We start from the raw sequence: 26,118 nt of genomic DNA, 5'->3' as shown, positions 1-26,118 counted from the left end.
ATGGTGTCAGCTGTTTTTCCATGAAATATAGGAATGTATATATTTATGATCTGGCATTCTCTATATTTCTCGGCATGAAACGCGCCCCGCCGCCAGAGGACGGCGTAACCGTTTCACCTTGTGTAATACAGGAACTCTTATTGAATACTAAGGTTTGTAGGAGGTTGATACGGATGTCGGTAAAAGGACGCCACTTATTCACATCGGAATCAGTAACAGAAGGCCACCCGGATAAGATTTGCGATCAGATCTCTGACGCGGTTCTTGACGCTTTTCTCGAAGCTGACCCTAATGCTCGCGTAGCTTGCGAAGTTTCTGTTGCAACAGGGCTCGTGCTTGTTATTGGTGAAATTTCAAGCCGCGCAGACTACATCGATATCTCTGCGATCGCTCGTAAGACGATCAAAGAAATCGGTTATACACGCGCGAAATACGGCTTCGACTCGACGACTTGCGCGGTACTTACTTCGCTTAACGAGCAATCTGCGGATATCGCACAAGGTGTTAACGCGGCTCTAGAAACGCGCGAAGGCAAAGACATGAAGCAAGAGAACGAAGATATTGGTGCAGGCGACCAAGGTTTGATGTTCGGTTTCGCAACGAACGAAACGCCGGAACTGATGCCTTTGCCAATCGCTCTGTCGCACCGTATCGCTCGTCGCTTGGCTGAAGTGCGCAAGAATGATACACTTGGGTACCTTCGTCCTGATGGCAAGACGCAAGTTACGATCGAATACGTGGACGGCAAGCCTGTGCGCGTTGATACAATCGTCGTTTCCACGCAACATGCCGAAGAAATCACGCTGGAGCAAATTCAGCAGGATATTATGGAGCATGTTATTAAGCCGGTTGTTCCTACAGAGTGGTTGGATGGGGAAACCAAATACTTTATTAACCCGACTGGCCGTTTCGTAATCGGCGGACCGCAAGGTGACGCTGGCTTAACTGGTCGTAAAATTATCGTCGACACTTACGGCGGTTACGCGCGTCATGGCGGCGGCGCTTTCTCCGGCAAGGATCCAACAAAGGTTGACCGTTCTGCAGCTTACGCAGCTCGTTACGTAGCTAAGAACATCGTTGCTGCTGGTCTAGCTGAGAAATGCGAAATCCAATTGGCTTACGCAATCGGTGTAGCAAGACCGGTATCCATCAACGTGGACACATACGGAACAGGCAAAGTATCCGAAGAGGTATTGGTTGATCTGATCAATACAAACTTCGATCTTCGCCCAGCAGGCATTATTAAGATGCTTGACCTGCGTCGTCCTATCTATGCTCAAACGGCTGCATACGGTCATTTTGGCCGTACTGACGTGGATCTTCCTTGGGAACGCGTAGATAAAGCTGAAGTGCTGAAGGCACAGGCTGGCGCTACTGTATAATAACCTCTGGCAGTTTTGTCTGCTTAGCGTATCATATCGCAACCTTAACGCCGTTTTTCCCGTTATGTTCCATAGCGGGAAGAACGGCGTTTTTTGTCGTTAACCTAAATTTTTCAAGCGCAAAAGCCGACAAATAGGGTACGAGCGTTTAGCCTAAGGAGTGAATAATAATCATGAAAGTATCACGCAAGCTGTCTCTTCTACTTGCATTTGCTTTATTGTTGCAGCTTAGCTTGCCGGCAGCGGGATGGATAGGCCCTGTGGCAACCGTAACAGCCGCTCCAAGCGGTCCGGCAGCGGTGAGCATGTCCCCGGCGGACAATCTGACAGAAGTGCCTCTCGGCGCCAATTTAGTGCTTACATTCGACGAAGCCGTAAGAGCAGGGGCTTCTTCTGCCTACATATCGATTTATAGATCAGCGAACAACGCCTTGGTGGAACAAATAAGCGCAACGACGTATGGTCAAGTGAGCATCAGCTCCAATACGGTCACGATTAATCCGTCCGCTAACTTTGCGCTAAACACTGATTATTACGTATTGGTAGATGCGGGGGCATTTCTGAATGTGTCGAATAGCGCGGCCTACGGGGGAATTCAGAACGCGACGCGTTGGAATTTCCGTACTGTCGCAGTTGTCGACAATGTGAGGCCGACGTATGAGACACGCTCCCCAGAGGGAAGCGGACATGCGATTACATCGGGGCTCTCCATACGATTCAATGAGCCGGTCTTCGCGGCGGGAGGCTCGATTGAACTGAGATCCGCAGACGATACAAGACTGATTCCTGTAACGTCCGGCGGAGTAACGGGCAGCGGCACTCAGACGATCTCTATCGTGCCCGGAGGCGCCTTAATGCCAACTACAACGTACACGGTTACGGTAGCGAACGAGAACTTTGAAGATAGCTCGGGCAATACCTTTGCCGGCATGTCTTGGACATTCACAACCGCTGCAGCTCCAGTTAACCTTGCAGCGGATTCATTCGCTCCAGCGGATAATGCGACGCTGGTTCCGATCGATAGCAACCTGACGGTGAGATTTGATCAAGCGGTACAAGCAGCATCCGGCAAATACATCGAAATCCGCCGTGTCAGCGACAATGCGTTAGCTGAGCCGCGAATTGAAGCGAATTCGGGCAGAGTATCGCTTACGAATGGCAACACAACAGCGGTTATCGATCCGGCTTCCAATCTTACGGCAAGCACGGAGTATTACGTTCTAATCGAGCCAGGCGCCTTCACGCGCCCAAGCCCAAACACGGCAGATTGGTTCTATGGCATCTCCGCTGCGACGATCTGGAACTTCAAGACGGGATATGGGAATGATACGACGCCCCCTTCCCTGACTGCAACGACGCCGGTGAACGGCGGTACGCCGAGCGGCACGAATACACTTTTCACCATGACGTTCAACGAAGCGGTATTCCCGAATAGCGGTAATATCGAGATCAGGCAATATAATGGCGGTGGTCTGTTCCGTTCGATTCCGATTACTTCAACTCGTGTAACCGGCGGTGGGACGAATCAGCTCGTCATTGATCCGAACAAATATATTTCATCGTCAGATCCCGCGAAGTCGTTCGTCAACAATACGCGGTATTATGTGACAATCGGCGACCGTGCGATTCGCGATGGCGCAGGCAATTTCTATGGCGGTCTATCGAGCAGCAACTCCTGGTCTTTCACCGTGACACAAGATGGAGTGCAACCTATGCTCAGCGCTTTAACGCCTGCCAATGGTACAACAGCAGTCGCAACCGGCGCGACGTTCTACGCAACGTTCGATAAGCCGGTCATGGCCGGACCAGGAACGATTACGTTCCATCCATCAAGCGGCGCGTCAGAGACGATCACGGCATCTTTCTACGTCGATCCGTCCAATAACAAGAGGATTGTGATTACGCCTCCGGTTAATTCGCTGGCCTCTAATACGAATTATTACGTGAATATTTCCGATAATGCCATACTGGATTTGGTAGGCAACTCATTCGCAGGCATTCTCAATACGTATCAGTGGACCTTCTTGACGATGGGAGGCGATCGGACGGCTCCTACAATTACCAAGTCCGAGGTTAGCGGTGCACTAATCCGTCTTATCTATAACGAACCGCTTAACAACGATCTAAGACCTTCACCGGCAAGTTATTACGTAACGGTGGCGGGAGCGCCGCGCAACGTGTCCTCCGTCAAGGTTGAGGGCAACATGGTCGTATTAACGCTCGCAAGCTCGGTTGGCAGCAATCAGAAGGTCGTTCTCTCCTATACAAAGCCGGGTACGGGGCTCGTACAAGATATCTCCGGCAATGAAGCGGCTACGATTACAAATCTGGAAATTGCCAACGGTTCGTCGAGCAAAGCACCTGAAGTGACTAGCGGCAGTGCATACGGCAGCATGGTATACCTGAATTTTAGCGAAGCGCTTATGTCTGTCAACACATACGCCTATACGCAATTCACGGTCAATGTAAACGGCGCGAATTACAGCCCAACAGCCATCTGGCATAGCGGCAATATTGTACAGCTTACTGTCAACGCATCAATCACGAGCGGTCAGACGGTGAGGGTATCTTACAATCCTATCGGTTATCCGCTGATCGGCGTATCCGGCAATACAGTGGGATCGTTCAGCAGCTATAACGTAAACGGAACGGGAACGGGTACGGGCGGCGGCGCTGGGGATGTTGTCGCGCCAGTTGTATTGAATATTACAGCAAGCGGCACATTGGTGGCGGTCAAGTACAATGAGCAGCTCAACCCTAACAATGCGCCAGCAAGTTTCCAATATAGTATTACGGCAGACGGAAGCGTCAGGCAGATTAATAATGTGATGCTGGCAGGAGACACTGTATACTTGACCTTGTCTACGAGTGTATCGACGAATCAAAACATTCGAGTATCGTATTACGGCACAAACACAACACTTACAGATTACTCCGGTAATGCAGCGGCATCCTATACGAATATCGCGGCCAATAGCGGTACAGGCACAGGGGGCGGTGGGCAATCGGCAGCCCTGCAGGGTGCGATTCTGAAAGGGAAGACGTTAACCCTAACGTTCGGTACGGCGCTCAATCCGGCATCGATTCCTACTACAAGCATGTTCCTCGTGCGGATTAAGGATTCGATCAGATCGATCTCGCAAGTGACCATTGCAGGGCAGTCAGTCATACTGACGCTATCTACTCCCGCTAATGTTGGCGAATCGGCTACGGTGTCGTATTTTGACAGCGGATCGGGCTTGACTACGCTCACGGGACAGTCTGTCACAGGTTTCACCAATACGACTGTTGCTAACCAAACGACGTTGCTCGATTCGCTGACAGGCGATTATGAGGCTTCAGAGGGCGGCGGCGTAGGCATCAAATATACAGGTGCGACGACCTCTACAGACACTTCACCTGCGGGAGTGAGCGCGAACCGGTATACCGTACAGAATGACAAATTAATCGCAGCGGTAACGACAGCCCGCAATGCTGGTTTGACGAATCCGCGTGTTGCGTTCAAAGTGCCGGATTCCGAACGCGCAGGACTCGTAGCAGTGAACCTGATTGCGCTCGAGATGGCGAGCAAGCAAGGCGGAGATGTGACATTCGCTGTTGATTACAACGGTACCACCTTCGAGCTGCCGCTTAAATTATTGAACTTTAACGAATTGTCCACGATGGCGGGCGGCAACGGCGTGAACAGCTTCTTGCTGATTGCCATCGACAAAGGGGCAAATAACAAAACATCAGCTTTGTCGACAGCGCTAAATTCTGCAAATGCAACAGTCATCGAGGGACCAGCGAGCTTTGAAACATTTATTGTGAATGGATCGACCAAGGTTCCATTAAACAACTTCAGCGGTTATGTGTCTCGTACATTCAAGACGACTTCGAGCTTGAATGCAAGCCAATCCTCAGTCGTATGGCTGGATGCCGTAACAGGAACGTTGTCTTATGTGCCGACGACGTTCAAAACCGCGAATGGCGCGACGTATGCGACATTCAAGCGTAAGGGTAACAGCTCCTATGCGCTCGTGAGGAATACATCAAGCTTTGGTGATCTTGGCACACATTGGGCGGCTGGAACCGTACAAATGATGGCGCGCAAGTTTATTGTCGAAGGGCGCACAGTAAGTAAATTTGAGGCGGACAAAGCCATTACACGGGGCGAATTCGCTACCTATATTGCCAAGGGTCTGGGTCTCACGGGAGACCGTACGGCAGCTGCGAAGTTCTCTGATGTTAACAAAGATACGGTAATGGGCGCCTATATTGGCGCAGCTTCTTCGGCTGGTATCGTAAACGGCGTCAGTGCTACAACCTTCAAACCAAATGATTTCATTACCCGCCAGGACATGGCAACGATGATGATGCGCGCTGCAAAGGCGGCAGGAGTAGATTTGACGCTTCCGAAATCGGTTGATTCGTACTTGCAGGATTTCACGGACCGCAGTAAGGTGGGTTCGTATGCCAAGACAAGTATGGCGCAAGCCATCTATCTGGGCATCATCAACGGCAAGACGGCGACGACAATCAGTCCGACGACAAATGCATCCCGGGCGGAAGGAACCGTCATGATTCAGCGTCTTCTGGTAAAAGCAGAGTTCTTGACACCGTAGCCTAACGTCGATTATAAAAACGAAAATAAGCATTGCAGCTAGCGCGATTCGGATAGCTAGGCATGGGCGGAGCTTCGCTCATGCCTTTTTTCTTTTGATAGGATAGCGTTTAGGATCATCAGGAGATTAACATTTCTTTTCGGAATATATGAAGTGATAGTAGTCTTTTATATCGAAAAACGTAACTTTTATACCATTCTTGTAGTCTATTATAGATAGACACATAGGATGGGAGAGTTGCAAAAGATCATGGGCAAGTTGAAGGGAAACGAAGGGCAGAAGAGGAGAGGTCACTTAGGGACGAAGGTTATTATCATAGCGATGAGCGGCATACTTATTGCGGGACCGGTTGCATCGATTGCGCCGGATAGCTTCCGCACTTTGCTGACGCAAGAGGTTAGCGCCTCGACCGCGGCCTCGTTAAAGCTGAAGTCTCAATCCATGTTAACATCTGGCGCTAAGCGCATGGACTATACATTTACCACGACTAGAAGCAATAAGAGCGTTCAAACGGCTGTACATGTCATCGAAGTGGATTTGACCAATCCATACGTATCGCTCGACACGATGAGCGGCAAATCGAACAGCGTTGGCCAGCGTAACAATATCTTGAATATGACGAAGGAAAACGGAGCTATTGGCGGCATCAATGGCGATGTTTTTATTATGTCGAATAGCGAGGGCGCGCCGCTTGGGGCTCAGGTTCAAGGAGGAGAGCTGACTTCGAGCACGTCCAGACTAAAGGGAATGTATGCTTTCGCGCTGACCAAGGACCGTAAGCCGGTAATCGACTCATATTCGTTTATTGGCTCTGTTACGGCTGCGAATGGCAACTCGTTTGAGCTGGAGGGCTTAAACAAGTCGGCGTATTATCCAGAAGATGCTGGCTTCACCTATAGCCATGCGAATAAGCTGTACATCTATACCGATGCCTGGGGCGGGGCGGAGCGGCCGATGAATTCGGCGACGAAGCCGACTGAGGCGTTGATCATTGATGGTGTGGTTGTAGAAACGAAGGTGAATGAAGCGATTCAAATGCCTATTCCTGAGAACGGTTATATTTTGCGTGCGGGACAGGGAGAAGCGGCTAAGTTCATCCAGGATAATCTGAAGGTTGGAGATGCGATCACGGCCGATTATGCACTTTCGTCCAAGACTCAAGGGGTAAAAGTCGACCCTGCCTCGTTCTCCATGATGGTTGGGGGACACACGCTGCTGGTAGATAACGGTGCGGCTGCTGCATTCTCGCGTGATATCGCGGGAGTAAGCGGCAATTCGTATACATCCAGATCCGGCATTGGTTATTCGAAGGACGGCAACAAGGTGTACCTGATTACGGCTGAGAAGTCGGGTAGCAATACTGGGCTTAGCTTGAAGGAGTTGCAGCAGGTGATGGTGCAGCTCGGTATTCAGAAGGGGATTAATCTCGATGGCGGCGGATCCACTACGATGACAGAGCGTCCGCTCGGCAGCACCTCGTTGCAGCTTGCACACCCTACACAAGAGAGTTCGCAGCGCGCCGTATCGAATGGAATCGGGGTGTTCACGAACGCGCCGCAAGGCAAGCTCAAGGGGATGCTGGTGAACGGACCGAACATTATGCTGCTTGGGCAGAGCGCGACCTACTCCACCAGTGGCTACGATACGTATTATAACCCGATGAGCATCGATTCATCCGGTCAAAGCTGGAAGACGACAGCGGCGGTGGGAACGTTTGTCGGCAATGTGTTCACTGCATCTAAGATCGGTAAAACGCAAGTAACGGTGACATCGGGAGATGTAACGTCGAGCTACGACGTCGAGGTCATCGGCCAAGATCAAATCGCTTCCATGCGGATTAATGCGTCAGCGGGCATGCTGACCAAAGGCTCCAGCTTGCAGGTGCCGATTACGGTCAAGCTCAAAAACGGGAGTACGTATAACTTGTCCGGCGATTCGTTCGTGTGGGAGTTTGTCGGCTTCGAAGGCGAGTACAAAGCAGGAGCGGTCACGGTTAATGAGCTGCTGCCAGACTCGACGACTGGTTACGCAATCGCACGTTATGACGGCTACGGCACAATGGTGCCATTCGTCCAGGGTGAGGAAGCGAAGACGATTGAGGACTTCGAGGTTGCTCGTTATCTGATTACATCACAAGTCACGCCAGCCGACACGACGAAGGGTACAGTGAAAATGGTGAGTGATTTGCCTGAGCAGAAAAGCGGCAAGGCACTGCAAATTTCCTACGACTTCACGTCCGGAACGGGCACGAGAGCCTCTTATGGCGTTCTGGGCAACGGGCTTACGTTGTCGGGAACACCATCCTCGCTGACTATGGATGTATACAGCGATACAAGCAATAATTGGGTACGCGCAGAGATCGTGGATGCTGCTGGCAAAGTGCATCTGCTGGACGTAGCCAAGGAGCTTAACTGGACAGGCTGGAAAAATGTCAAAATCGACCTTGCCGGAGTCACATTCCCTGCCAAGCTGAAGCGTGTTTACGTGGTGACGCTTGGACAAGCCGATGTCGAGAAGATACCGGTTGGAGCGATTGCCATCGATAATCTCACGCTAAAGACAGCTACTACCGTGAAAGAGCCGGCGCGCTCATCAATCGTGATGACGATCGGCAGTGCCAAGGCGACGGTAGACGGCAAAGGAACAACGCTTGAAGCGGTGCCAGTGCTGCAAGGGGACTCCACTTATGTTCCACTGCGATTCGTAACAGAAGCGATGGGAGCGCAAGTCCTGTTTAATGACAAGACAAGAAAAATAACGGTGCTCCGAGGCTCACAGCTGCTGGAGATGACATTGGGACAAAAGGATTATACGCTGAATGGCGTGAGATACACATCCGATGTAGCGCCGTTTATTCAAAATAACAGATCGTTGATTCCGATTCGATTGTTCTCCGAAAAGCTCGGATTCAAGGTCAAATATGAGGATAAATTAAGACGAATTACAATAGATTAGGCTGGACGCCATAGGGCTATAGTGTGGTATGATAGAAAAGAATATTCTATAGGTTTGTCTTAATGATAACGACAGCTTGCAAAACTCTAATAAGATAGTTCGTATGTCCCGAGCCGTGCAGCAGGACCAGCAGCCATTGAACCTGCAGGTTCAATTGCGCGGCTCGTACGCGCGACCTACATCGTAGAGTATTAGGCTAAGGCCGATATGGAGTTCATGAAACCTCGTAAGGGATAGGGGAGTGCCAGGCTGCGTGGATCACCTGACAGTGGACATCAACAGAGTTATATCCAATGCCATTAAGGTGATGGAGGACAGCAAATATCAGATATATGAAATATGCGAATCTGCCCGTTCCGAGCTGGAAGCGCTCGAGCAGGAGCTGGAGCAGGTCATGCAAGAAAATCTCCGCACCATCGATAAGGTAGATAGGCTGGAGCAGGAGTATCGGCTTGCACGGATACGCTTGACCGAGGTTAGCCGCGACTTTGTTCGCTATAGAGAAGAGGATATTAAATCCGCTTATGAGAAGGCGACTCAGATTCAGCTGGACCTGATGGTCTATCGGGAGAAAGAAAATTATTTGAAGACTCGTCGCGACGATCTTCAGAAGCGAGTACGCAATGTGGAGAAATCCGTTGAGCGTGCAGAGATGATTGGTTCGCAGATGAATGTCGTTCTCGAATATCTGACTGGTGACTTGAATCAGGTGACAAGGATTCTGGAATCAGCCAAAACAAGACAACTGCTGGGGCTTAAGATTATTGTAGCCCAGGAGGAGGAACGCAAAAGAATCGCAAGAGAAATTCACGACGGCCCCGCGCAGTCGCTTGCGAATATCGTATTGCGAACCGAAATCGCCGAACGAATGCTCATCAAAGGGCAATTCGAGCTGGTGCAAGATGAGTTAGTTGATCTCAAGGGCCAGGTCCGCTCCGGTCTGGAGGAAATCCGTAAGATCATCTTCAATCTTCGTCCGATGGCGCTTGACGACCTAGGACTTATTCCTACGCTTCGGAAGTTCGCCCAGGACTTCGAGGAAAAGGCGAAGGTACTCACCAAATTCGAGTTGAGCGGCAAGGAAATTCGGTTGCCGTCAGCGATGGAAGCCGCTATATATCGCATGGTCCAAGAAGCGTTCTCCAATGTGCTCAAGCATGCAGGCGCTTCACATGTTTCCCTCGAAATTTGCTTCAAGCCTCAAGTTATAACGATTACTATTCAGGATAATGGTGCAGGCTTCCGCTTAGAAAGTATGAATCAGCCGGCGACACGTAATGCTCATTTTGGCCTAGTAGGGATGAGGGAGCGGGTGGAGTTGATTGAAGGAAGGTTGGAGATAGACTCAAATCCGGGACAAGGTACGAAGATTGTAATAGATATTCCCACGACTTCTGAACATAGAAAGGAGACTGAGACTAATGAATCAGACCACACCTAACAACAAGATCAAAATCTTATTGGCTGATGATCATCAGCTGTTTCGCGAAGGGTTAAAACGTATCCTTAATATGGAGAACGACATTGAGGTCATCGGAGAATGCGGGGACGGCATTCAAGTCATGGAATTCTGTAATCATACGTTGCCTGAGATCGTGCTTATGGATATCAATATGCCCATCGAAACAGGTGTCGTTACGACAGAACGTCTGAAGACGATGTTCCCTGATGTAAAGGTCATTATCTTGTCCATTCATGACGATGAAAGCTATGTGTTCGAAACTCTTCGCAAGGGCGCGACGGGTTATTTGCTCAAAGACATGGAGGCGGAGGCGCTTATCAATGCCATCCGTTCCGTACAGCAAGGCTACTCCTACATCCATCCAAAAGTCACGGGCAAGCTGATTAATCAGTTGCGCCGCATGACCTATTTGGACGAGATGGGCGTAGCTACAGGCGCTGCGGCAGCCAAGGAGGCAGGCGTGAAGTATCACGCAGCCGAAGAGAGCCCGCTGACTAGACGTGAGGCAGAGGTTCTTCGTTTGATGGCGGAGGGCAAGAGCAACAAGATGATTGGGGAGTTCCTCTTCATCAGTGAGAAAACGGTCAAAAACCATGTCAGCAGCATTCTGCAGAAGATGGAAGTCGACGACCGTACGCAAGCCGTTATCAACTCCATTAAGTTCGGTTGGGTTACGCTGTAGTTTGTCGTTGGGATGTAATTAGAGACCTGAGATTCGCGGATACGCGGGTTTCGGGTTTTTTTGTTTAAGGCAGCGCCTGATGAGGGCGGGCTGCTGCGAGCAATAGCCCGATTTTCTTTTTCTCGGGCTATTGCGCACGTCGCTATACGTTCTCTATATTCTTCGGAGCGTAACGCGCCCCGCCGAGGCGAATGTATGTGAAAAATCACACGGCGGTGTCGTACCATGAAACAAGAATAGCCAAACAGAAAGAAGCACAGCCGTCTGTAAGAGGGCTGTGCTTTTTAGTAATTATTTTTGCTGGCGATGACGAGATCTCAGGACAATGAAGCCGGATACCGCCATAAAGCTGCCGAGCAAGTAATAAGGCATAGGGCTGGTGTCGCCTGTCTTTGGTAGTGTACTGACGTTAGGGATAATCTCTTCTGTCGAATTGTTAACCTCTTCATTCGGGTCACCTTTAGGTACTTCTTCCTCCTCTACGATGATCTCAGTAGGCGAAGGAGTAGGTGATTCGGACGGCGATGCTTCAGGTGTAGGTGATGGTGTCGGGTCTGGAGTCGGCGATGGTGTTGGATCTGGAGTTGGCGATGGTGTTGGATCTGGAGTTGGCGATGGTGTTGGATCTGGAGTTGGCGATGGTGTTGGGTCTGGAGTTGGCGATGGTGTCGGGTCTGGAGTTGGCGATGGTGTCGGATCTGGAGTTGGCGATGGTGTCGGATCTGGAGTTGGCGATGGTGTTGGTGTTGGTGTTGGTGTTGGTGTTGGTGTTGGTGTTGGTGTTGGTGTTGGTGTTGGTGTTGGTGTTGGTGTTGGTGTTGGTGTTGGTGTCGGTGTTGGTGTTGGTGTCGGTGTCGGTGTCGGTGTCGGTGTCGGTGTTGGTGTCGGTGTTGGTGTCGACACGGTACAGCCAGTTGCTTTATGGTAGGTATATTTGATTAGCCAATCATGTCCGGTACCTGGCTTTAATTGCGTTTGGACAGGTCCCAAATAAAGGTCTAATTGCGTATTGCCGCACAGCGGAAGGTCGATTGTGATAGAGTATTTGCCGGGCGTATCGGCGTAGAATGTTTCGGTATCAAAGATTTGTTGCTCCTCATAAGGCTGAGGCTGCGAGACATAAGTATAGTCCGAGAAAGTGACCTCGACACAGCTCATGGTCGTCTCGAAGTGGACAGTCGCCGTCCCGTTGTCATTTATATCGAATACGACTTCGTCCCGTTTGATGGAATTAATGTTTTTGATATAGTTCTGGCAGATCTGGATGGAGTCGTTTTCTGGATCTTCATCGCGACCCTCAGCAAACACTAACGACCCTAGCGGTAATGATACAATTAGTATCATTACAACTAGCAATGAGAGTCTCTTTTTTACACTCGACATGAATTCACTCTCCTCTTATTATTGAACTGCTCCCCTTAGATTGTACATATCCCTCCCCTAACCAATGGGTTGATTGAAACGCTGCGCACCTTTGGTCAGTACGGACAGGCATTCCTTTCTGAGATGAAGTCATACCAAAGAGTCATTTGAATATATGCATATAGGTTGTACAAAAATGATAGCACAATTTGGAAATTCAACAAGGGTGTTATTTTGGGAGAAGTTGTTAGTTTGCGTGAAATGATTGTCGAATCTTGAGTCACAGTCCAAATCCTCTCCTTGTCCCTTGATTCCCGTAACCGATGGGCGCCGCTCGGCATATATTGTCACAAAGAGGAGGTGGCTGATATGTTAGAGCTTCTGCTGCTGATCATCGGTTGTTATGCGGCCGCTGCACTTCTAGTACATGTGACATTCAGGTTCGGGAAAGAACGAAATAAGTCACGTAAACATTATGTGTTGATAGCGGACGGCAGGCAGCCCCATATGGAGTGGTACTTAAGATCGCTTTATTCGTTCTCGAGATGGTCGGGGAATGATATACGGCTTACGGTGCTGGATCGTGGACTTTCGGAGGAATCGAAAACGATCGTAGATCAATGGAATCGCAATCATGATAGGGCCAAACTGCACCAAGACGATTGGCAAAAGGACGAGGATGGCAAGGTGAGTAAGCGTTATCCCTCTGGCTCGGAAGGCGCCGTCCACTTAATGTGGATGCTACAAACAGAGGGGATCGTTTCAGTCGCTGATCATGCGATCTTAGTAGATTTACAAAATCCTGAAGACTTGTCTAAGATGCCCTTTTAGCTTATAATCGCAATATAACTTAATGAACGTACGAAAAAAGTATAAGAATACCAAGTGAAGCACACTTGATGATCGCCGTTTAACGGCGTCGTCGGTGTGCTTTTTTCGTGTCTGGCAGGACGGTGAAGATGAGAATTGGGGGGATGATAGATGAAAGCATATGTGTATGTAAGGAGGAAACGCGATGAATGGGAGGCGTGGATGACGCTGGCCCCGGATGTGGATTACGCGTATTGGCTTGATCATCGCTATGCGAAGGAGGAAGCGGAGTGCATCTGGATCTGGAGCGAGGAGCTGCCGCTTGGACAAGCGGCAGAGGCGGTCGAGCGATGGAGGGCACGCTCTACTCGTATCAAAGCGTTAGCTGATGTTGGGCGGAGATTAGGGATAAGTTCAAAAGGTGGATGGACTGTGCGAGGAGCCACACCTTACGAAACGTTAAGCGAAGCCGAGGCTGTGCGATTGATGTCACGTTGTATAGAAGAGTCAAAGGAGCTGGAACCCCGAAGCCGCTTCCGAGCGATGTTGGGTTGGGCTCGCAATGCGATTGGTTATAGAGAAGTCGAGGATAGCAGGGAAAGCAGGTTTAGAACAATGCAAAAAGAAAGGTCGGAAGGGAGCGATACAAAAGTGGAAATAGATCTGGTGGAGAGCGGAGTGACGGAGTGGGAGGGGAATGTGGTTAAAGGTAAAGCGGGGAGTGGGAAGATGAGGAGCGATGGGAGAGGGGTGGAGGAGCGGGTGATGAACAATGCAAAATCGATGAATGAACAGAAGATGGCAGGGCAGCAGGGGAGTGATGCAAAATCGATAAATGAACAGAAGATGGCAGGGCAGCGGGGGAGTGATGCAATTTCGATGAATGAACAGAAGCTGGCAAGGCAGTTGGGTAGTGATGCAAATTCGATGAATGAACAGAAGATGGCAGGGCAGCGGAGCAGTGATGCAAATACAATTGATGTAAAGGCATGGGCGGCGCATACAGGACGTGTTAAGGATGTTCAAGAGAAACAAGAACACAGGTGGCAAGAGTCAGAGGATGCACAGCATGATTGGCAGCATGGCCTAAAGGCCAGCGCCGAGTTGCAGGTCAGGGGGCTGTGGGATATAGGTGGGCAGCAACCCCATGAGCGGACCAAACCTGCGGTCAGACGCCAAGGCGTGGTGCGCTGGAGCGCAGGTGACGGTCGGCGCGCCATGGACGCCGACCGCTGGAGTCACGCAGCGGCAATAGCGAAGCTTGCCGCCACGCTCATGCAGGGACGCGCGCTGCTTAGCGCAGAAGCGCGCGCCCTGCTAGCTAGCGCGACCGTGCCCGGCGCCGAAGAGGCCAACTGGCGTGAAGCGTTCCAGTTGGCGGCGCTTCACGGGCAGGTGCGCCTCGGCGGAGCGGTCGCTGCCCCTGTGGGCAAGCGGGCGGACGCTCGGCGCCGGCTTCGCTGCCAGCGTTGCGGCAGCGGGGAGGCGCAGCTGCGGCGCGCGGCGTGCTTGGCATGCGGGCGCGATTGCGCATATTGCGAGGCCTGCATTCTGATGGGCCGAAGCCGAGAGTGCGAGTTGCTCATTCGCGGCGTCTACGACTCGCCGGTCTGGAAGGAGCATGGCCTTGGAAGATGGAAGGTTATGCGAAAGCAGAGCACGCCTGAGAGATTGGGACGGTGGTCGTTAAGTCCAGCTCAAAGGGACGCGACGGCAAAGGCGCTGGACTATCTGGAGGAACGCCCGACTATGCGGCGGCAGCAAGAGAAGTCTCAACGGTTCAGAAACTCCATCCATTCGGCGCTCGCACGGTTCGTGTCTCCTGCGGGTTATCGAGAACGGAGCAAGGAAAAACATGCGTCCGAGTCGGCACAACGCGATATCGGAGTTTCGATGTCCTCACGGGATTCGCAGTCTATGGTAACGTCGCATCGAGTGGGACAAGTCGTAGAGCATACTGGAGCCAAGCAATCTGTAGCGTCTATAGAAGGTAACAAGATGAAGACGCGTTCCCTCTCAGATTCCTATGAAGCTAAGGGGGGACAGCAGCTTGTCCAAAGTCCCATGTCCGACCGTAAATTTCTCATATGGGCAGTCACCGGAGCGGGCAAAACAGAGATGGTTTTATAATAAACGCTGGAATTCCTTATAAAATGGGGATAGTCGGTGTTATAAATATGGTTATGCTCACATTTTGACAACTTTGTTCATGAGCTTGCTGAATTTCTGAGCAGCTCCACGCTTCATCGATTTGGTCACATGCAAGTATACGAGCCTAGTCGTTTTATCGTCCTTATGACCAAGCCGTTCCATTGTCTCGGCTAACGTCGCCCCAGCCTCTGCAAGTAGCGTTGTGTGCGTATGCCTGAGTGAGTGAGGGGTAAACTCCGTATTCATCTCTCCAAGTTCTAATAGGCGCCTCATGCGCTCCTCGACCGTCTTCTGCACCAACGGATAGCCGGGATATTTGGGCCCGACATTCGGGAACACGAAGTTTTTATCGTAGAACCTGTTCCGGTACCTCATTTTCTTTTCTTTCAGATGAACAGCGTGCTTTTCAAATACAGTCTTTAGAGTTTCATCAAATTCAACAACGCGGATGCTGGCCAGTGTCTTGGGCGGCACTAGCTGATACGCCTTCGTATTGTTGTTTTCGTTGTCGTACGTCTTCGTGATGCTGATGGTCATGTTTTCGAGATTGATGTCGCTCCACTTCAGTGCTATTAGTTCGCCGACCCGGAGCCCCGTGTAAGCAAGCACCATAAATATGGCATAGTCAAAATCACGACCATGTTCCTTCGCGGCGGCGAGGAAGCGGGCGAGTTCTTCTTTCTCCAGATACTTAGGGATCTCTGTTGCGTTTTCAATGTCATCAACGGTGACTGCATGCCGCGGAACCTTCGAATAGTCAGTGGGGTTATGCTTTATCAAATTGAGCTCCATGGCTCTTTTAAAGATCAGTTTGGCAGTGGCGTGCGTACTCATGATGGTTTCGTTTGCCAATCCTTCTGATTTGAGGGATATAAGCATGTCCTGATACTGCTGGCGTGTTATAGAGGTTAGAGGAGCCGCAGAGAAGTACGTTAACAACTTGTTAACTCTGGATTTACGTACCCGTACACTTCCGTTCTTCACCTCTCCGGTTGCCGCATAATACTTGAGCCATTCCTCTGTGAACTCCTTGAACGTTTTCCTTGTTGGCTTTACATAGGTGCCGTCCTCCAGCTCCGTTTCTACACGGGCTGCAGCTACTTTTGCATCTTCTTTTGTACGGAAGCCGCCTTTTGTGATCTGCTTTCTTTCTCCCGTTACTGGATCGCGCTGGCCCTCGACGGTATATGACCACGTTTTGCCTCGTTTTCGGTATGATGCCATGCCATGAACCTCCTTATTGTTGGATGCCACTGAGCGCTTTGATGCAACTGTGGCGACGATCACCAATTTTGGTGAGCGTTTGAATATGCCGTGATGACATCGTTAGGGTTACTGAAAACTTAGTAATCGACCAACGGAAAATTGCGCTGGTTAGCATTACTGGCCTCGGAATATGATGCCCAGCATTTCTTTAATTCGCTGCCGGTCTTCGAGAGAGATGCTCGCCCCGTTATAAGTAAGATCCGGACGATCGAGGTAATTTGTAATCTCGGCCTCGCGTTTCTCGCGCTGCTTTTTGCGGAAGTATTCCAACGCTTCCTGGGATGACATAAAGGTCCCGTCAATGGTCAGGCCGTCCGTGGCACTCTCAATCATCTGTTCGATGGCAGATTCCGGGGAACTTAAAACACCGTTGATTAATATACTGCCGTCTTCCATATATCCAGCTTTATACATGAGCTCACTATACGATGCAGTTTTAATGTGTTTTGCGAGAACGCGTAGCGTTTCGGGCAATGCTTTTTGAGTTCCGCCCTCAATCCTGGCGATCGTACCGTTGCTGATTTTGCTCTCAAGGGCGAGCTGGCGCTGGCTTTTATATCCACTTGCAATTCTATGTTGTTTAAAGAATTTACCGAATTCTACTAGATCCTTATCCAATTTGAGCACCTCCGATTTCCTACATGATACCATAAGCGTTTCGAGGATAAAACACTTTTGTGTAGCCTGCGAAAAGTTTTTGTTGCATATGTCTGGGATATGCGTTATATTGTGTGTAGAGTAATACACATTCAATCAACACGAAAGGAGATGAGGCCGAGTGAGGCTACAGGCAGATAAGCTGGAGGAAGCTCAAAAGGAAAAAGGTTGGAACGAAAGCGAAATGGCTAGAAGAATGGGGATTTCTCGAAGTCGATTGTGGCGGGCCAAGCTGGACGTAAGTCACCCATCGTACTGTTCGCCGGGGCCGACATTAATTGCGGGGGTGTTGAAAGCTTTTCCAGAAAAGGGGTTCACACATTTTTTTGATCGAAATGTGTAGTGCAATACACAAAAAAAGGACGTAATGCCTAAATCAGAAGGGAGACCGTAGCATGAGCAAGTATCAATTAACGCTTAAGCAGTACCGCGATAACACTGGCCTTGACACTAAACAAGTAGCCGAACAGACGGGAATCAACGTTCGAACGATCAAGCGTTATGAGGAAGACAGTACGAAAGCGAATTTATTTTACCTTGCGAAAATCTGCCGCGTTTACGGCTTACTTGGTTGGCAACACGTTTACATCGGTCGGACGCCAGGAGGTCGGATCCCATGCAACATCGATATTACGGCGTGACTGTCAACGGCCGGCTTTACGTTCGGACTCGTAATAAAAATTTAATCGAGCTGCGCTTGCTGGCAGCCAATTGAGAGGGGCCTAATCATGCAGCAAATTGAGATCAAACAGCGATATCCAATGGATCCCGACATTCATCCATCCGATACCGATTACCCGCAAATCGCCTTCCTGATCGAGCCGCAATTCGCAGTTGTGAGCGAGGGCTTCGAGGTCAACTTGGTCAAGGTCGTTCCGGATGATCAATTCCCTGCAGCTTATAAGATGGCCGACGATTGGGATAGCTTCATTTCAATCGGTATCGACGACAAGAGGACCGTCGCGGGGCTTGCTGAAATTGTGGAGCGGCTGAAGACAATCAGCGCTTACGACATGCTGACCAGGCATTTCAATTACGGATACCTTGGCCCGACGTTCTATGTGAACAGGGATAACACGTTCATTGCAAACTACAGCGAGACAGTCCCTCCGGTTAATGAACAGGCGCCGCCAAGCGGCGGGGACTATTGAGGAGGGATAGCTAATGCAGACCTTGCAAATTGACTTGAAGCCGTCTCCTGAACTCTTGCTGGAGATGCGAGAGCTCTTCCGCGCCGAGTTGGCAACCGTACTGGGGGAGCGAGAAGCAGCCCCGACGGCAGAAGCCAAAGCACCAAAGCGCCGGGCGCCGAAGAAAATTCACCGCGCCGAAGACCTACCGGACATATGCTCGCCGCAAATCGCTGCTGACTTCCTCGGGATTGGCCGTCAACGGGTGTATGAATTCTGCCAAAAGAATCCGGAGTACGGAGGAATCAAAAGTTATACGATCGGCGGTCAACGAAAAATTGATCGGCCGGACTTGATCGAGTGGAAAGAACGCCAGAAGCGTGATAATGCGATTCAATTTGCGGAGATGCAACGGGGGCGTGCGTGATGAGAATTGCCGCTGCGCTGAATGGGACGTGAGGTGAATGGAAGATGCGGAACACAAAGGTAATTTCACACAGATCGGCAATGATGTGCTTGAGCATGTAGCGAGATCAAAATTCAACGGTACACAATTTAGTATAATCCTGGTGATCTTGCGGTACACCGATGGATTCCATCGAAATGAACACGAATTTTCCATTGGCTACTTAGCAAAGGCCATTTGTGCCAATCCCGTTCAAGTTAAGAGGGAAATCAAGAAGCTAATCGAGATGAACGTAGTTCATGTCATCAAGTCTGGAGATAACACAACGCCAAGAACACTGGCTCTTAACAAAGAATTAGGTGCGTGGCGTGTGGGAACTAATCCGCTCCCACTAAATAAGAGAGGTGGGAACTATTTAGATACCACCGAGGGAACCGATTTGCTCCTACATGTGGGAACTGATCCGTTACCACGAGTGGGAACTAATTCGCTCCCCAAGAAAGAAAGTATTAAAGAAAACTCTAAAGAAAGTATTGAAAGAAAGACTCGCAATAAGAAAAACACTTATTCCGAGGATCACCCTTACTACCAGATGGCTGTTTATTTTCATCAAAAGATAATGGAGCATGCAGAAGCCAATGGTAAAGCGCATCTTGTAAAAAATAGAGATATGCAGAAATGGGCGGATGAGTTCAGGTTGATTATCGAAATTGACAAGCCGGACAAGCAGGAACTAAAGAGGGTAATCGACTGGAGCACATCAGACCCCTTTTGGCAACTCAATATATTATCTCCAAGCAAACTGAGAGATAAATACGTCGACCTTGCAATGCAGATGGATTTAAAACATAAAGGCCGGCCGCAAACAGGCAACCGCCAGCTCAGCCAAAACGAGCAACTAATGCGAGAAATCAGAGAGGAGGAACTACGTGACAAAGACGGAACTCAAGAAGCTTTTTCTAATCATCAACAATTTCTATTCGAGCTTCCAGATCGACGACCTGAAAACTGAGATGTGGCTCGTGGTGTTAAGCGACTACCCGTTCGAAAGGGCTCAAAAAAATTTAATGGAGCACATAAAAACGAACAAGTTTGCGCCGACGGCCGCTGAGATCATCGATTACGACTACATGGAATGGACTGTGGAACTCTACGAACTCAAAGAGGGAAAAGACGAAGCGCTCTACACCTTTATTAAGAGTGGAGGGCAGCCAGAGGCGTTTGATTCTTCTATGTGGGACAAGCAAATAGAGGAACTTGAGCGCATCATGCCTCCAAAGAAGCCGGCTCCATGGGAAAAGCTCCAAAACCGTTCTCGTGACAAAGAAATCGTTGCTCGAGATAGGGACATGGCATTACAGCGCTGGGTGGAGGAGGGGAAGGATCCAGATGAGTTCAGATAAGGGAAACAAAACGAAAAGCGCGCCCAAGGGGCACTACATTGTGAAGCATAAGGGATTCGCGCTCGAACTTTACACCGAATACACGGTTCCCCAATCGCTCGAGAAGCTGCTGTCGTTAATTTTGAAGGAATTCAGCCGGCGCAGCCCCGACAAGCTGCAGCAATACATTGATTTCATCAACGCAGAGCATAAATGGTTGGTCAACAAGGATTGGGATGCGCTAGACCTGGCGGAATCCATAAAACTCGAGACGGGTCCTGAGTTCTGGAAGGCGCTCATGGAAAGCCCGTGGTCGCAGGGGGAGAGTGACGAGGAAAAGCAGTACAAGCTCCTGAAGGAACGTGTTGTCAAGGTGTTCGAAAACTATCACCTCCACAAATACGTATCCGATTCCGGCGGAAGCCTGACGGAAGAACAACAGAAGCAAGTCGACGACATAGAGGCAGCCGTCGCACGCCTGCCGGAGCCTGAGCGACGTTTAATTGAAGTTCGGTACTATCCAGTGGGTTTCGAGTACTACACCGATTACGACGCCGCTCAGACGCTCCAAATCAGCGAGGGAACGTTCCAGAAACGACGGAATAGCGCATTTACGAAGCTGGCAGCCGCATTCGGCCTTAACGGGCCAGAAAACCAAAACGAAAAGGATGATGAAACATGACAACAATTCAAAATAACGGGCTTGAAGATAAAGAAGTATGCTTAGACGCTTCGGACAGCACAGAGCTTTACCAGCGCGATTTGAAACTCTTCATAAAGCTGCTGGGAGAAGGGCGGATCATTAAGAACGTCGCTGTCAGCAATGCGGGAACGATGCAATTGATTACGCTCGGGTATTACGACCATGATGCAGCAAGCAATTAGGCATCCCGCATGCCCGCTCTGCCACTCGGCCGATTACGAACGGCTGCAGGAGAAAAGGCAAGAGCTCCATCGTTTACAGGCAATCATCAACGATAATCAAAGGCTGCGCCGTCTCAGCATCAAGGAATGTTCCGGCATCATCGATCGGATCCATGAGCTGCGCCAGGAGTGCGGCGAGATCTACACACGACTATAACTCGGAGGTGCAATCGTGAAACATTGTAAAGTCTGCGGTTTGGAGTACAATCTCGAGCACGATCTGGAACGAGGGGTGGCAGCATGCGGCTGCCGGCTTAATGACTTGCTCGCTCACGGCCTGGCTCGCTACCTTGATCGTCAGTACGAGGACGTCGTGAAGGTATTCGTCAGTGTGGCCAAGCCAAATAAGAACGGCGAGATGGCTATCGATTTGACAGATGTAGAGGAGCCGCTCGGGCTGCCGAAAGGATTCTTCAGCAAGGCGCTTGCGGCGTCATGATTGGCAGGCTGTCGGTTTATATCAACGCGATCGAGCAGCGACGGAGGGCTCAGAAGACCGTCAGGAATTTCACGACGGACGGGCGGGGGAGGACGCGAAAGGGGAGGCACCCCCCCCTTCAAGCCAAGGGGGAGCCCTTTCCCCAAGACCGATGTGCCCCATTCAAATAACACACAGGGCGCGCGCATGACCCCCCTCCCCTAAATTTTGCACTTATAACGTTAGATTTGCAGCGATATCGACAGAAGTCTGGCAATAACACTTATGAACCCAGGGAGATGATATTTTTGAACTCAAAGATCATGGAATTACAGGAACAATTGAGAACCGAATCCCAACGGACGCAGGACAGGGTAGACCGACTGATGGAAGAAAATGAACAGGACCAAATAATCCTCGATTCCTACGTGGACAACTTCACCATTGCGGTACAGGACGGCGTTGACGAGCAGGAACTTTTGGATCTCGAGAAACAACGAGACGAGGCGTATAAACGCGTTAAGCAGAACAAAGAAATCATCAAAATACTGTCATCCGCTACGAATAACAAGGCGCTTCGCCTCAGAGTTGAGCTTGTAGGAGAGCACTTCGCAGAGTCAGATAGAATCGAAGCGCAAGCGTCGGAAATTTGCGAGAAGTTGAAGACGGTCCGTGCTCAACTCATTAAGGGGGTATCTGAGCTCAAAGTGCTTAATGAAGAGCAGGTTACACATCTGAGAGCAATTGACCAACTTCATATCGACCGCGAAAACCAATTGCGATTTGGAATTCAAGGTAATCGAGAAATAGACGATCAGCGTTCAACGGGCGATGATCTGAGATTCTGGACGGTAATGGCGATGATTGAAAGCTTAACCGTCAAGCCGTTCCAAACCACTGAATAATTCCTGGAGGGAAGCGAATGAATCGAATTGAATCAACAACGTCTTTGGCATTTCGCGGACTTTACAATTCTCCCCTAAATGTACGAGCCGTCGGTAGCGATAACGTCATTTCTGGGCTGGCGGTCCCTTACGGCGTATGGACTCGCATTCAAACGGAGAAAGGCGAAACGTTCATGGAGCGGATCCAGCGCGGGGCGCTTAAAGAAACGCTTGCCGCCGGCCACAACATTACGTGCCTAGTCAACCACGAAGCTCGAGCTCTCCTCGGTGATACGCAATCGAATTTAAAGCTGTTTGATCGTGAGGACGGTCTCCATTTTGAACTCTCTGCCAACAACGATCGAGCTATGCGCATGATTGATGGCGTCCGGACAGGCTTCTTTGATAAGTGCAGCTTCTTGTTCAAAAAGTCGGACTGGAACGATGAGCAGCTCGGGGGAATGACCTGGCGGACTATTAAGGTAATGGAGCTGTACGAAATTTCGCTTGTCGATAGCCCTGCCTACAAGTCCACGACGGCCAGCGCAGGAGATATCGGCCCTATGAGAACCACGCGAGGGGTTGAGGGAGTGCGGTACGCAGTAGGGCGGCGATGAAAACATGGCCGGCGATCATTGAGGTTGATCGCCGGCCATTACTCTAAAGATATGAGGTGAAGGAAGTATGTCCGATCAAAGTGGTCTTGCTCTTATGACCGAAGTCAGCCAGGTCATAGAAGCGATCAACGTAATGGAAAAAGAGTTCAATTCCCTTATTGAACAACTGGAACGGGCGATAGTGGCGGAGGATACGACCCGAGAGGCCGAGTTGCGGATCAAACTCGAAACTCTGTTAGCGGAAAAAGCGAAGCTTGAAAAGAAAGTAAATCACATTGTGAAGCAAACTAAGAAATTAACAAAATCCGGAGCAGGCCGCACCGGATGGAGGCGGTGGTAATCAATGAGTGTGGTTAAGCAGCTCCTCGTGAGGGCAGGAGCCGATTTCTCCGGCATGCGGAAGGAATTTAAAAAGGCACAAGATACGGTGAAGAATTTCAAGGTCAACATGAATAAGCAAATTGAAGGCGTTGGTACAGGCTTGGCGAAGGTGGCCGCAGTGGCAGCGGCCTCGGTGGCTGTTGTGACTGCCGGGATGGCGGCGGCAGCCAAATCGGCAATGGATTTCGAAGCCAATGTCATGCGCGTTAACCGAATGCTCGGGGATAGCTCCGCTACCTTCTATTCGTGGGCTCGCGACAATGCAGCTGCAATGGGCATGAGCAAGGCAGAGGCTGCCAAGTATGCCGCGACCTACGGGAACCTGATTCGGATCTTCGAGAAGGATACAGGTCGGCTCACGAAGCAGACTCAAGACCTAGTAAAGGTTATGGCTGTCGTATCTTCCGCGACCGGCCGGACAATGGATGACGTTGGGGAGCGAATCAGATCAGGCATGCTCGGGAATACCGAGGCGATCGAAGACTTGGGCATTCTGGCTCAAACTTCTGTCATTCAGATGTCCGACGCATTTAAACAACTTTCGAATGGCCGCACGTGGGATCAGATTGCCAGCCAGAACGGCATTCTCGCTCAACAAATTCGCTATTTATCGATCGTGGAACAAGCTGCGAAGCAATACGGCGTAGAGCTAACGAAGAACACTCACACAGCAACCAGTAAGTTCACTGCCCAGCTTAAAAATTTACAAACTGCCCTCGGAATGGCATTCCTGCCGATTCTAAATGCGGTGCTCCCAGCTCTAACTGCAATGGCGAGATCACTCGCTACGGTTGCAACATACGTGGCGCAGTTCATGTCTAGTCTGTTTGGGGGCGACGCAAAGAAGGCGACAACCCAGCAAACAAAGGCAACCGATGCACAGGTGGGATCGGTATCGAGTCTGGGGGACTCTTACAAAGCAGCAGGTAAAGCAGCCAAAGGAGCTCTAGCGAGTTTTGACGAAGTCAATCAGCTAGACACTTCCGGAGGAGAGTCAGGTGCAGGCGCAGGAGAAGTCAGTGCTCCTTCGTTAGGCGGTGGACAACTGTTTGATCCTTATTCGATTTCCCCAATGGAAGCATTCGCTGGCAAACTCGCTGATATAACCGGAAAGGCCAAAGAGATGCGCGATGCTCTTAAAGGTATCATTGACCAGGCCAATGGGTTAGGCGAATCGATTAAAGGTTTCGTACAGACTCCGGCGGTTCAAACGTTCCTAGATTTCCTTGCGGGAAGGTTCTGGAAAGCCCGCAAAGGCGATATGGAGATCGCAGAAGGTTCGCTCGAAGGCTGGAAGGGCTTCTTCCAGATTCTCGAAGGCATCGTCACACTGGACGTTAAGAAGACCATTGACGGCATCAAGACGAGCGTAGACGGTGCAGTCAAGTCGATCGGCGCGATCCTTGACCAGCTTGGCCTTACAGGAAACGGATATTTTACAGTCAACTCATGGTGGCAGCGCACCGTAAACGATTGGGAATGGATCAGGGACAATGCAAAGAGCATATGGGCGGGGGTCACCAAAGGCGTCAAGGAAGGCTGGAAAGCGCTAGAAGAATACCCGTGGTCAGCGGTCACGGACGCCATCGGCAAGAAGTGGGACCAGTTTAAGACGGACGCAGGGACCAAATGGGAGGCGATTAAGAGCGCGGTCGCTACCAAATGGGAGGACATGAAGGCCGAATCCAATCTGAAGGCCGATGCGCTGAAAATCCTGATCGGCGGCAAATGGGAAGAAATCAAGAACAACATCGCGCCGAAGTGGGACGCCATCAAGACCGCGATCTCCGACAAATGGGAAGAGATTAAAGGTATCTCGTGGTCGGATGTGAAGGACCGTCTCAGCACCAAGTGGGACGAAGTGAAGACGGATGTCAGCACAAAATGGACCTCGATCCGTGAAACTTTAAATACCAAATGGGGCGAATTCCTGACGATGATCGGTTGGGACAAAATCAAAACAACGCTCTCCACTAAATGGGATGAAATCAAGACTGATGTCGGCACGAAGTGGGAGGACATAAAAACCGCGCTTAAAACGAAGTGGGACGAGATCGTTAAGCTTGACTTTAGTGGCGTCAAGAAAGGCGTTGTCGGCATTTGGAACGAGCTCGAGGTGGAGACCGGGAGAATATGGGGCAACATTGGAACAACGATAAAAAATGCAATCAACGCCGTGATCCGCAATATTAACTCATTCATTGGCAAGGTGAACGACATCTCGATCGACATACCATCGGTTAAGAATCCGCTTAATGGCAAGACGCTTGTCGAAGGGTTCTCGATCGGCATTCCAAATATTCCGCGCATTCCAGAACTCGCGCGCGGCGGTATCGTGGACGGCGCCACGAACTTTGGCAATTACATCGCCGGCGAGCGCGGATCGGAGCTAGTAATGCCACTCGAGCAGACGACCTTTGTCGACAAGATAGCCGGCGCGCTAGGCACGGCCGTCATGAATGCCATGCAGATGGGGCAAGGCGGAAACAGTAGTGGCGGTGGAGATATCGTCCTGCAGATCAGCGGAACGGAAATCGCCCGAGCCATTAAGCCGTATCTGGATTCGGAGCAGGGCCGCGTTGGGAACATGATGATTCGAACCACCTAATTCGTATCCGTCACTCTGACGGATGTAAGGATGGCCG

Annotated in this window: 24 protein-coding genes; 21 read left to right on the top strand and 3 right to left on the bottom strand. The window is 50.4% G+C overall.

Features of this window, described 5'->3' with window-relative positions:
• Positions 1-173: 173 nt before the first annotated feature.
• The 5 genes from metK (at position 174) to ACX1C1_RS05335 (ending at position 11,085) form a co-directional block, all read left to right on the top strand.
• Entirely contained in the window at positions 174-1,382 is a 1,209-nt protein-coding gene (metK, locus tag ACX1C1_RS05355; RefSeq protein WP_458956101.1) for a methionine adenosyltransferase, read from the top strand.
• 173 nt (positions 1,383-1,555) lie between these two features.
• Positions 1,556-5,986, top strand: a complete 4,431-nt coding sequence (locus tag ACX1C1_RS05350) for an Ig-like domain-containing protein (protein ID WP_458956100.1) — start codon at positions 1,556-1,558, stop codon at positions 5,984-5,986.
• 237 nt (positions 5,987-6,223) lie between these two features.
• On the top strand, positions 6,224-8,941 hold the full coding sequence (locus ACX1C1_RS05345) for a stalk domain-containing protein (RefSeq protein ID WP_458956099.1): 2,718 nt from the start codon (positions 6,224-6,226) through the stop codon (positions 8,939-8,941).
• 253 nt (positions 8,942-9,194) lie between these two features.
• Positions 9,195-10,382 (top strand): sensor histidine kinase, encoded by a 1,188-nt coding sequence (locus tag ACX1C1_RS05340; RefSeq protein ID WP_458956098.1) that lies wholly within the window; start codon positions 9,195-9,197, stop codon positions 10,380-10,382.
• The gene (locus tag ACX1C1_RS05335; protein ID WP_458956097.1) at positions 10,363-11,085 is read left to right on the top strand and encodes a response regulator; all 723 of its coding nucleotides are present in this window, start codon (positions 10,363-10,365) and stop codon (positions 11,083-11,085) included. The genes ACX1C1_RS05340 and ACX1C1_RS05335 overlap by 20 nt, the downstream gene beginning before the upstream one ends.
• 291 nt (positions 11,086-11,376) lie before the next feature.
• On the opposite strand, the gene ACX1C1_RS05330 is transcribed toward ACX1C1_RS05335, so the two are convergent.
• Positions 11,377-12,468: an LPXTG cell wall anchor domain-containing protein gene (locus ACX1C1_RS05330; RefSeq protein WP_458956096.1), complete on the bottom strand. Its 1,092-nt coding sequence runs from the start codon at positions 12,466-12,468 to the stop codon at positions 11,377-11,379.
• 348 nt (positions 12,469-12,816) lie between these two features.
• Here ACX1C1_RS05330 and ACX1C1_RS05325 point away from each other — a divergent pair, with 348 nt between their 5' ends.
• Both ACX1C1_RS05325 and ACX1C1_RS05320 read left to right on the top strand, forming a co-directional pair.
• A complete protein-coding gene (locus ACX1C1_RS05325) occupies positions 12,817-13,278 on the top strand; it encodes a hypothetical protein (protein ID WP_458956095.1) in 462 nt (153 codons plus the stop codon).
• A gap of 150 nt (positions 13,279-13,428) precedes the next feature.
• Positions 13,429-15,387, top strand: a complete 1,959-nt coding sequence (locus ACX1C1_RS05320) for a hypothetical protein (RefSeq protein ID WP_458956094.1) — start codon at positions 13,429-13,431, stop codon at positions 15,385-15,387.
• 57 nt (positions 15,388-15,444) lie between these two features.
• On the opposite strand, the gene ACX1C1_RS05315 is transcribed toward ACX1C1_RS05320, so the two are convergent.
• Together ACX1C1_RS05315 and ACX1C1_RS05310 are read right to left on the bottom strand one after the other, a co-directional pair.
• Entirely contained in the window at positions 15,445-16,632 is a 1,188-nt protein-coding gene (locus ACX1C1_RS05315; protein WP_458956093.1) for a site-specific integrase, read from the bottom strand.
• A gap of 156 nt (positions 16,633-16,788) precedes the next feature.
• Entirely contained in the window at positions 16,789-17,292 is a 504-nt protein-coding gene (locus tag ACX1C1_RS05310) for a helix-turn-helix domain-containing protein (protein ID WP_458956092.1), read from the bottom strand.
• A 160-nt stretch (positions 17,293-17,452) separates the two neighbouring features.
• Here ACX1C1_RS05310 and ACX1C1_RS05305 point away from each other — a divergent pair, with 160 nt between their 5' ends.
• The 14 genes from ACX1C1_RS05305 to ACX1C1_RS05240 all read left to right on the top strand — a co-directional run bounded on the left by ACX1C1_RS05305 (position 17,453) and on the right by ACX1C1_RS05240 (position 26,081).
• The gene (locus ACX1C1_RS05305; RefSeq protein WP_458956091.1) at positions 17,453-17,674 is read left to right on the top strand and encodes a helix-turn-helix domain-containing protein; all 222 of its coding nucleotides are present in this window, start codon (positions 17,453-17,455) and stop codon (positions 17,672-17,674) included.
• A gap of 52 nt (positions 17,675-17,726) precedes the next feature.
• Positions 17,727-17,972, top strand: a complete 246-nt coding sequence (locus ACX1C1_RS05300) for a helix-turn-helix domain-containing protein (protein ID WP_458956090.1) — start codon at positions 17,727-17,729, stop codon at positions 17,970-17,972.
• Between the two features lie 87 nt (positions 17,973-18,059).
• A complete protein-coding gene (locus ACX1C1_RS05295; RefSeq protein WP_458956089.1) occupies positions 18,060-18,482 on the top strand; it encodes a hypothetical protein in 423 nt (140 codons plus the stop codon).
• Between the two features lie 13 nt (positions 18,483-18,495).
• Positions 18,496-18,888: a helix-turn-helix domain-containing protein gene (locus ACX1C1_RS05290; protein ID WP_458956088.1), complete on the top strand. Its 393-nt coding sequence runs from the start codon at positions 18,496-18,498 to the stop codon at positions 18,886-18,888.
• Between the two features lie 37 nt (positions 18,889-18,925).
• A complete protein-coding gene (locus ACX1C1_RS05285; RefSeq protein ID WP_458956087.1) occupies positions 18,926-19,879 on the top strand; it encodes a replication protein in 954 nt (317 codons plus the stop codon).
• On the top strand, positions 19,797-20,270 hold the full coding sequence (locus ACX1C1_RS05280) for a hypothetical protein (protein WP_458956086.1): 474 nt from the start codon (positions 19,797-19,799) through the stop codon (positions 20,268-20,270). Before ACX1C1_RS05285 ends, ACX1C1_RS05280 begins: the two co-directional genes overlap by 83 nt.
• Positions 20,257-20,931 carry an RNA polymerase sigma factor gene (locus ACX1C1_RS05275; protein WP_458956085.1) on the top strand — a complete coding sequence of 225 codons (675 nt, stop codon included), beginning with the start codon at positions 20,257-20,259 and terminating at the stop codon, positions 20,929-20,931. Before ACX1C1_RS05280 ends, ACX1C1_RS05275 begins: the two co-directional genes overlap by 14 nt.
• On the top strand, positions 20,928-21,134 hold the full coding sequence (locus ACX1C1_RS05270; RefSeq protein WP_458956084.1) for a hypothetical protein: 207 nt from the start codon (positions 20,928-20,930) through the stop codon (positions 21,132-21,134). Before ACX1C1_RS05275 ends, ACX1C1_RS05270 begins: the two co-directional genes overlap by 4 nt.
• Positions 21,115-21,330: a hypothetical protein gene (locus ACX1C1_RS05265; protein ID WP_458956083.1), complete on the top strand. Its 216-nt coding sequence runs from the start codon at positions 21,115-21,117 to the stop codon at positions 21,328-21,330. Before ACX1C1_RS05270 ends, ACX1C1_RS05265 begins: the two co-directional genes overlap by 20 nt.
• A 15-nt stretch (positions 21,331-21,345) precedes the next feature.
• Positions 21,346-21,612: a hypothetical protein gene (locus ACX1C1_RS05260; protein ID WP_458956082.1), complete on the top strand. Its 267-nt coding sequence runs from the start codon at positions 21,346-21,348 to the stop codon at positions 21,610-21,612.
• Between the two features lie 287 nt (positions 21,613-21,899).
• Positions 21,900-22,496, top strand: a complete 597-nt coding sequence (locus ACX1C1_RS05255; protein WP_458956081.1) for a hypothetical protein — start codon at positions 21,900-21,902, stop codon at positions 22,494-22,496.
• 17 nt (positions 22,497-22,513) lie between these two features.
• Positions 22,514-23,092 (top strand): HK97 family phage prohead protease, encoded by a 579-nt coding sequence (locus ACX1C1_RS05250; RefSeq protein ID WP_458956080.1) that lies wholly within the window; start codon positions 22,514-22,516, stop codon positions 23,090-23,092.
• A gap of 67 nt (positions 23,093-23,159) precedes the next feature.
• Entirely contained in the window at positions 23,160-23,432 is a 273-nt protein-coding gene (locus tag ACX1C1_RS05245) for a hypothetical protein (protein WP_458956079.1), read from the top strand.
• 3 nt (positions 23,433-23,435) lie between these two features.
• A complete protein-coding gene (locus ACX1C1_RS05240; protein ID WP_458956078.1) occupies positions 23,436-26,081 on the top strand; it encodes a phage tail protein in 2,646 nt (881 codons plus the stop codon).
• Positions 26,082-26,118 lie beyond the last annotated feature (37 nt).

It is taken from the genome of Paenibacillus sp. strain BS8-2 (genome assembly GCF_054483835.1).
This window is presented reverse-complemented; position numbering and strand designations above follow the sequence as displayed.

Coding starts and splice junctions, on each gene's coding strand:
- metK (WP_458956101.1), top strand. CDS start 174: ATGTCGGTAAAAGGACGCCACTTATTCACATCGGAATCAGTAACAGAA.
- ACX1C1_RS05350 (WP_458956100.1), top strand. CDS start 1,556: ATGAAAGTATCACGCAAGCTGTCTCTTCTACTTGCATTTGCTTTATTG.
- ACX1C1_RS05335 (WP_458956097.1), top strand. CDS start 10,363: ATGAATCAGACCACACCTAACAACAAGATCAAAATCTTATTGGCTGAT.
- ACX1C1_RS05330 (WP_458956096.1), bottom strand. CDS start 12,468: ATGTCGAGTGTAAAAAAGAGACTCTCATTGCTAGTTGTAATGATACTA.
- ACX1C1_RS05325 (WP_458956095.1), top strand. CDS start 12,817: ATGTTAGAGCTTCTGCTGCTGATCATCGGTTGTTATGCGGCCGCTGCA.
- ACX1C1_RS05320 (WP_458956094.1), top strand. CDS start 13,429: ATGAAAGCATATGTGTATGTAAGGAGGAAACGCGATGAATGGGAGGCG.
- ACX1C1_RS05315 (WP_458956093.1), bottom strand. CDS start 16,632: ATGGCATCATACCGAAAACGAGGCAAAACGTGGTCATATACCGTCGAG.
- ACX1C1_RS05300 (WP_458956090.1), top strand. CDS start 17,727: ATGAGCAAGTATCAATTAACGCTTAAGCAGTACCGCGATAACACTGGC.
- ACX1C1_RS05295 (WP_458956089.1), top strand. CDS start 18,060: ATGCAGCAAATTGAGATCAAACAGCGATATCCAATGGATCCCGACATT.
- ACX1C1_RS05290 (WP_458956088.1), top strand. CDS start 18,496: ATGCAGACCTTGCAAATTGACTTGAAGCCGTCTCCTGAACTCTTGCTG.
- ACX1C1_RS05285 (WP_458956087.1), top strand. CDS start 18,926: ATGGAAGATGCGGAACACAAAGGTAATTTCACACAGATCGGCAATGAT.
- ACX1C1_RS05275 (WP_458956085.1), top strand. CDS start 20,257: ATGAGTTCAGATAAGGGAAACAAAACGAAAAGCGCGCCCAAGGGGCAC.
- ACX1C1_RS05270 (WP_458956084.1), top strand. CDS start 20,928: ATGACAACAATTCAAAATAACGGGCTTGAAGATAAAGAAGTATGCTTA.
- ACX1C1_RS05265 (WP_458956083.1), top strand. CDS start 21,115: ATGATGCAGCAAGCAATTAGGCATCCCGCATGCCCGCTCTGCCACTCG.
- ACX1C1_RS05250 (WP_458956080.1), top strand. CDS start 22,514: ATGAATCGAATTGAATCAACAACGTCTTTGGCATTTCGCGGACTTTAC.
- ACX1C1_RS05245 (WP_458956079.1), top strand. CDS start 23,160: ATGTCCGATCAAAGTGGTCTTGCTCTTATGACCGAAGTCAGCCAGGTC.
- ACX1C1_RS05240 (WP_458956078.1), top strand. CDS start 23,436: ATGAGTGTGGTTAAGCAGCTCCTCGTGAGGGCAGGAGCCGATTTCTCC.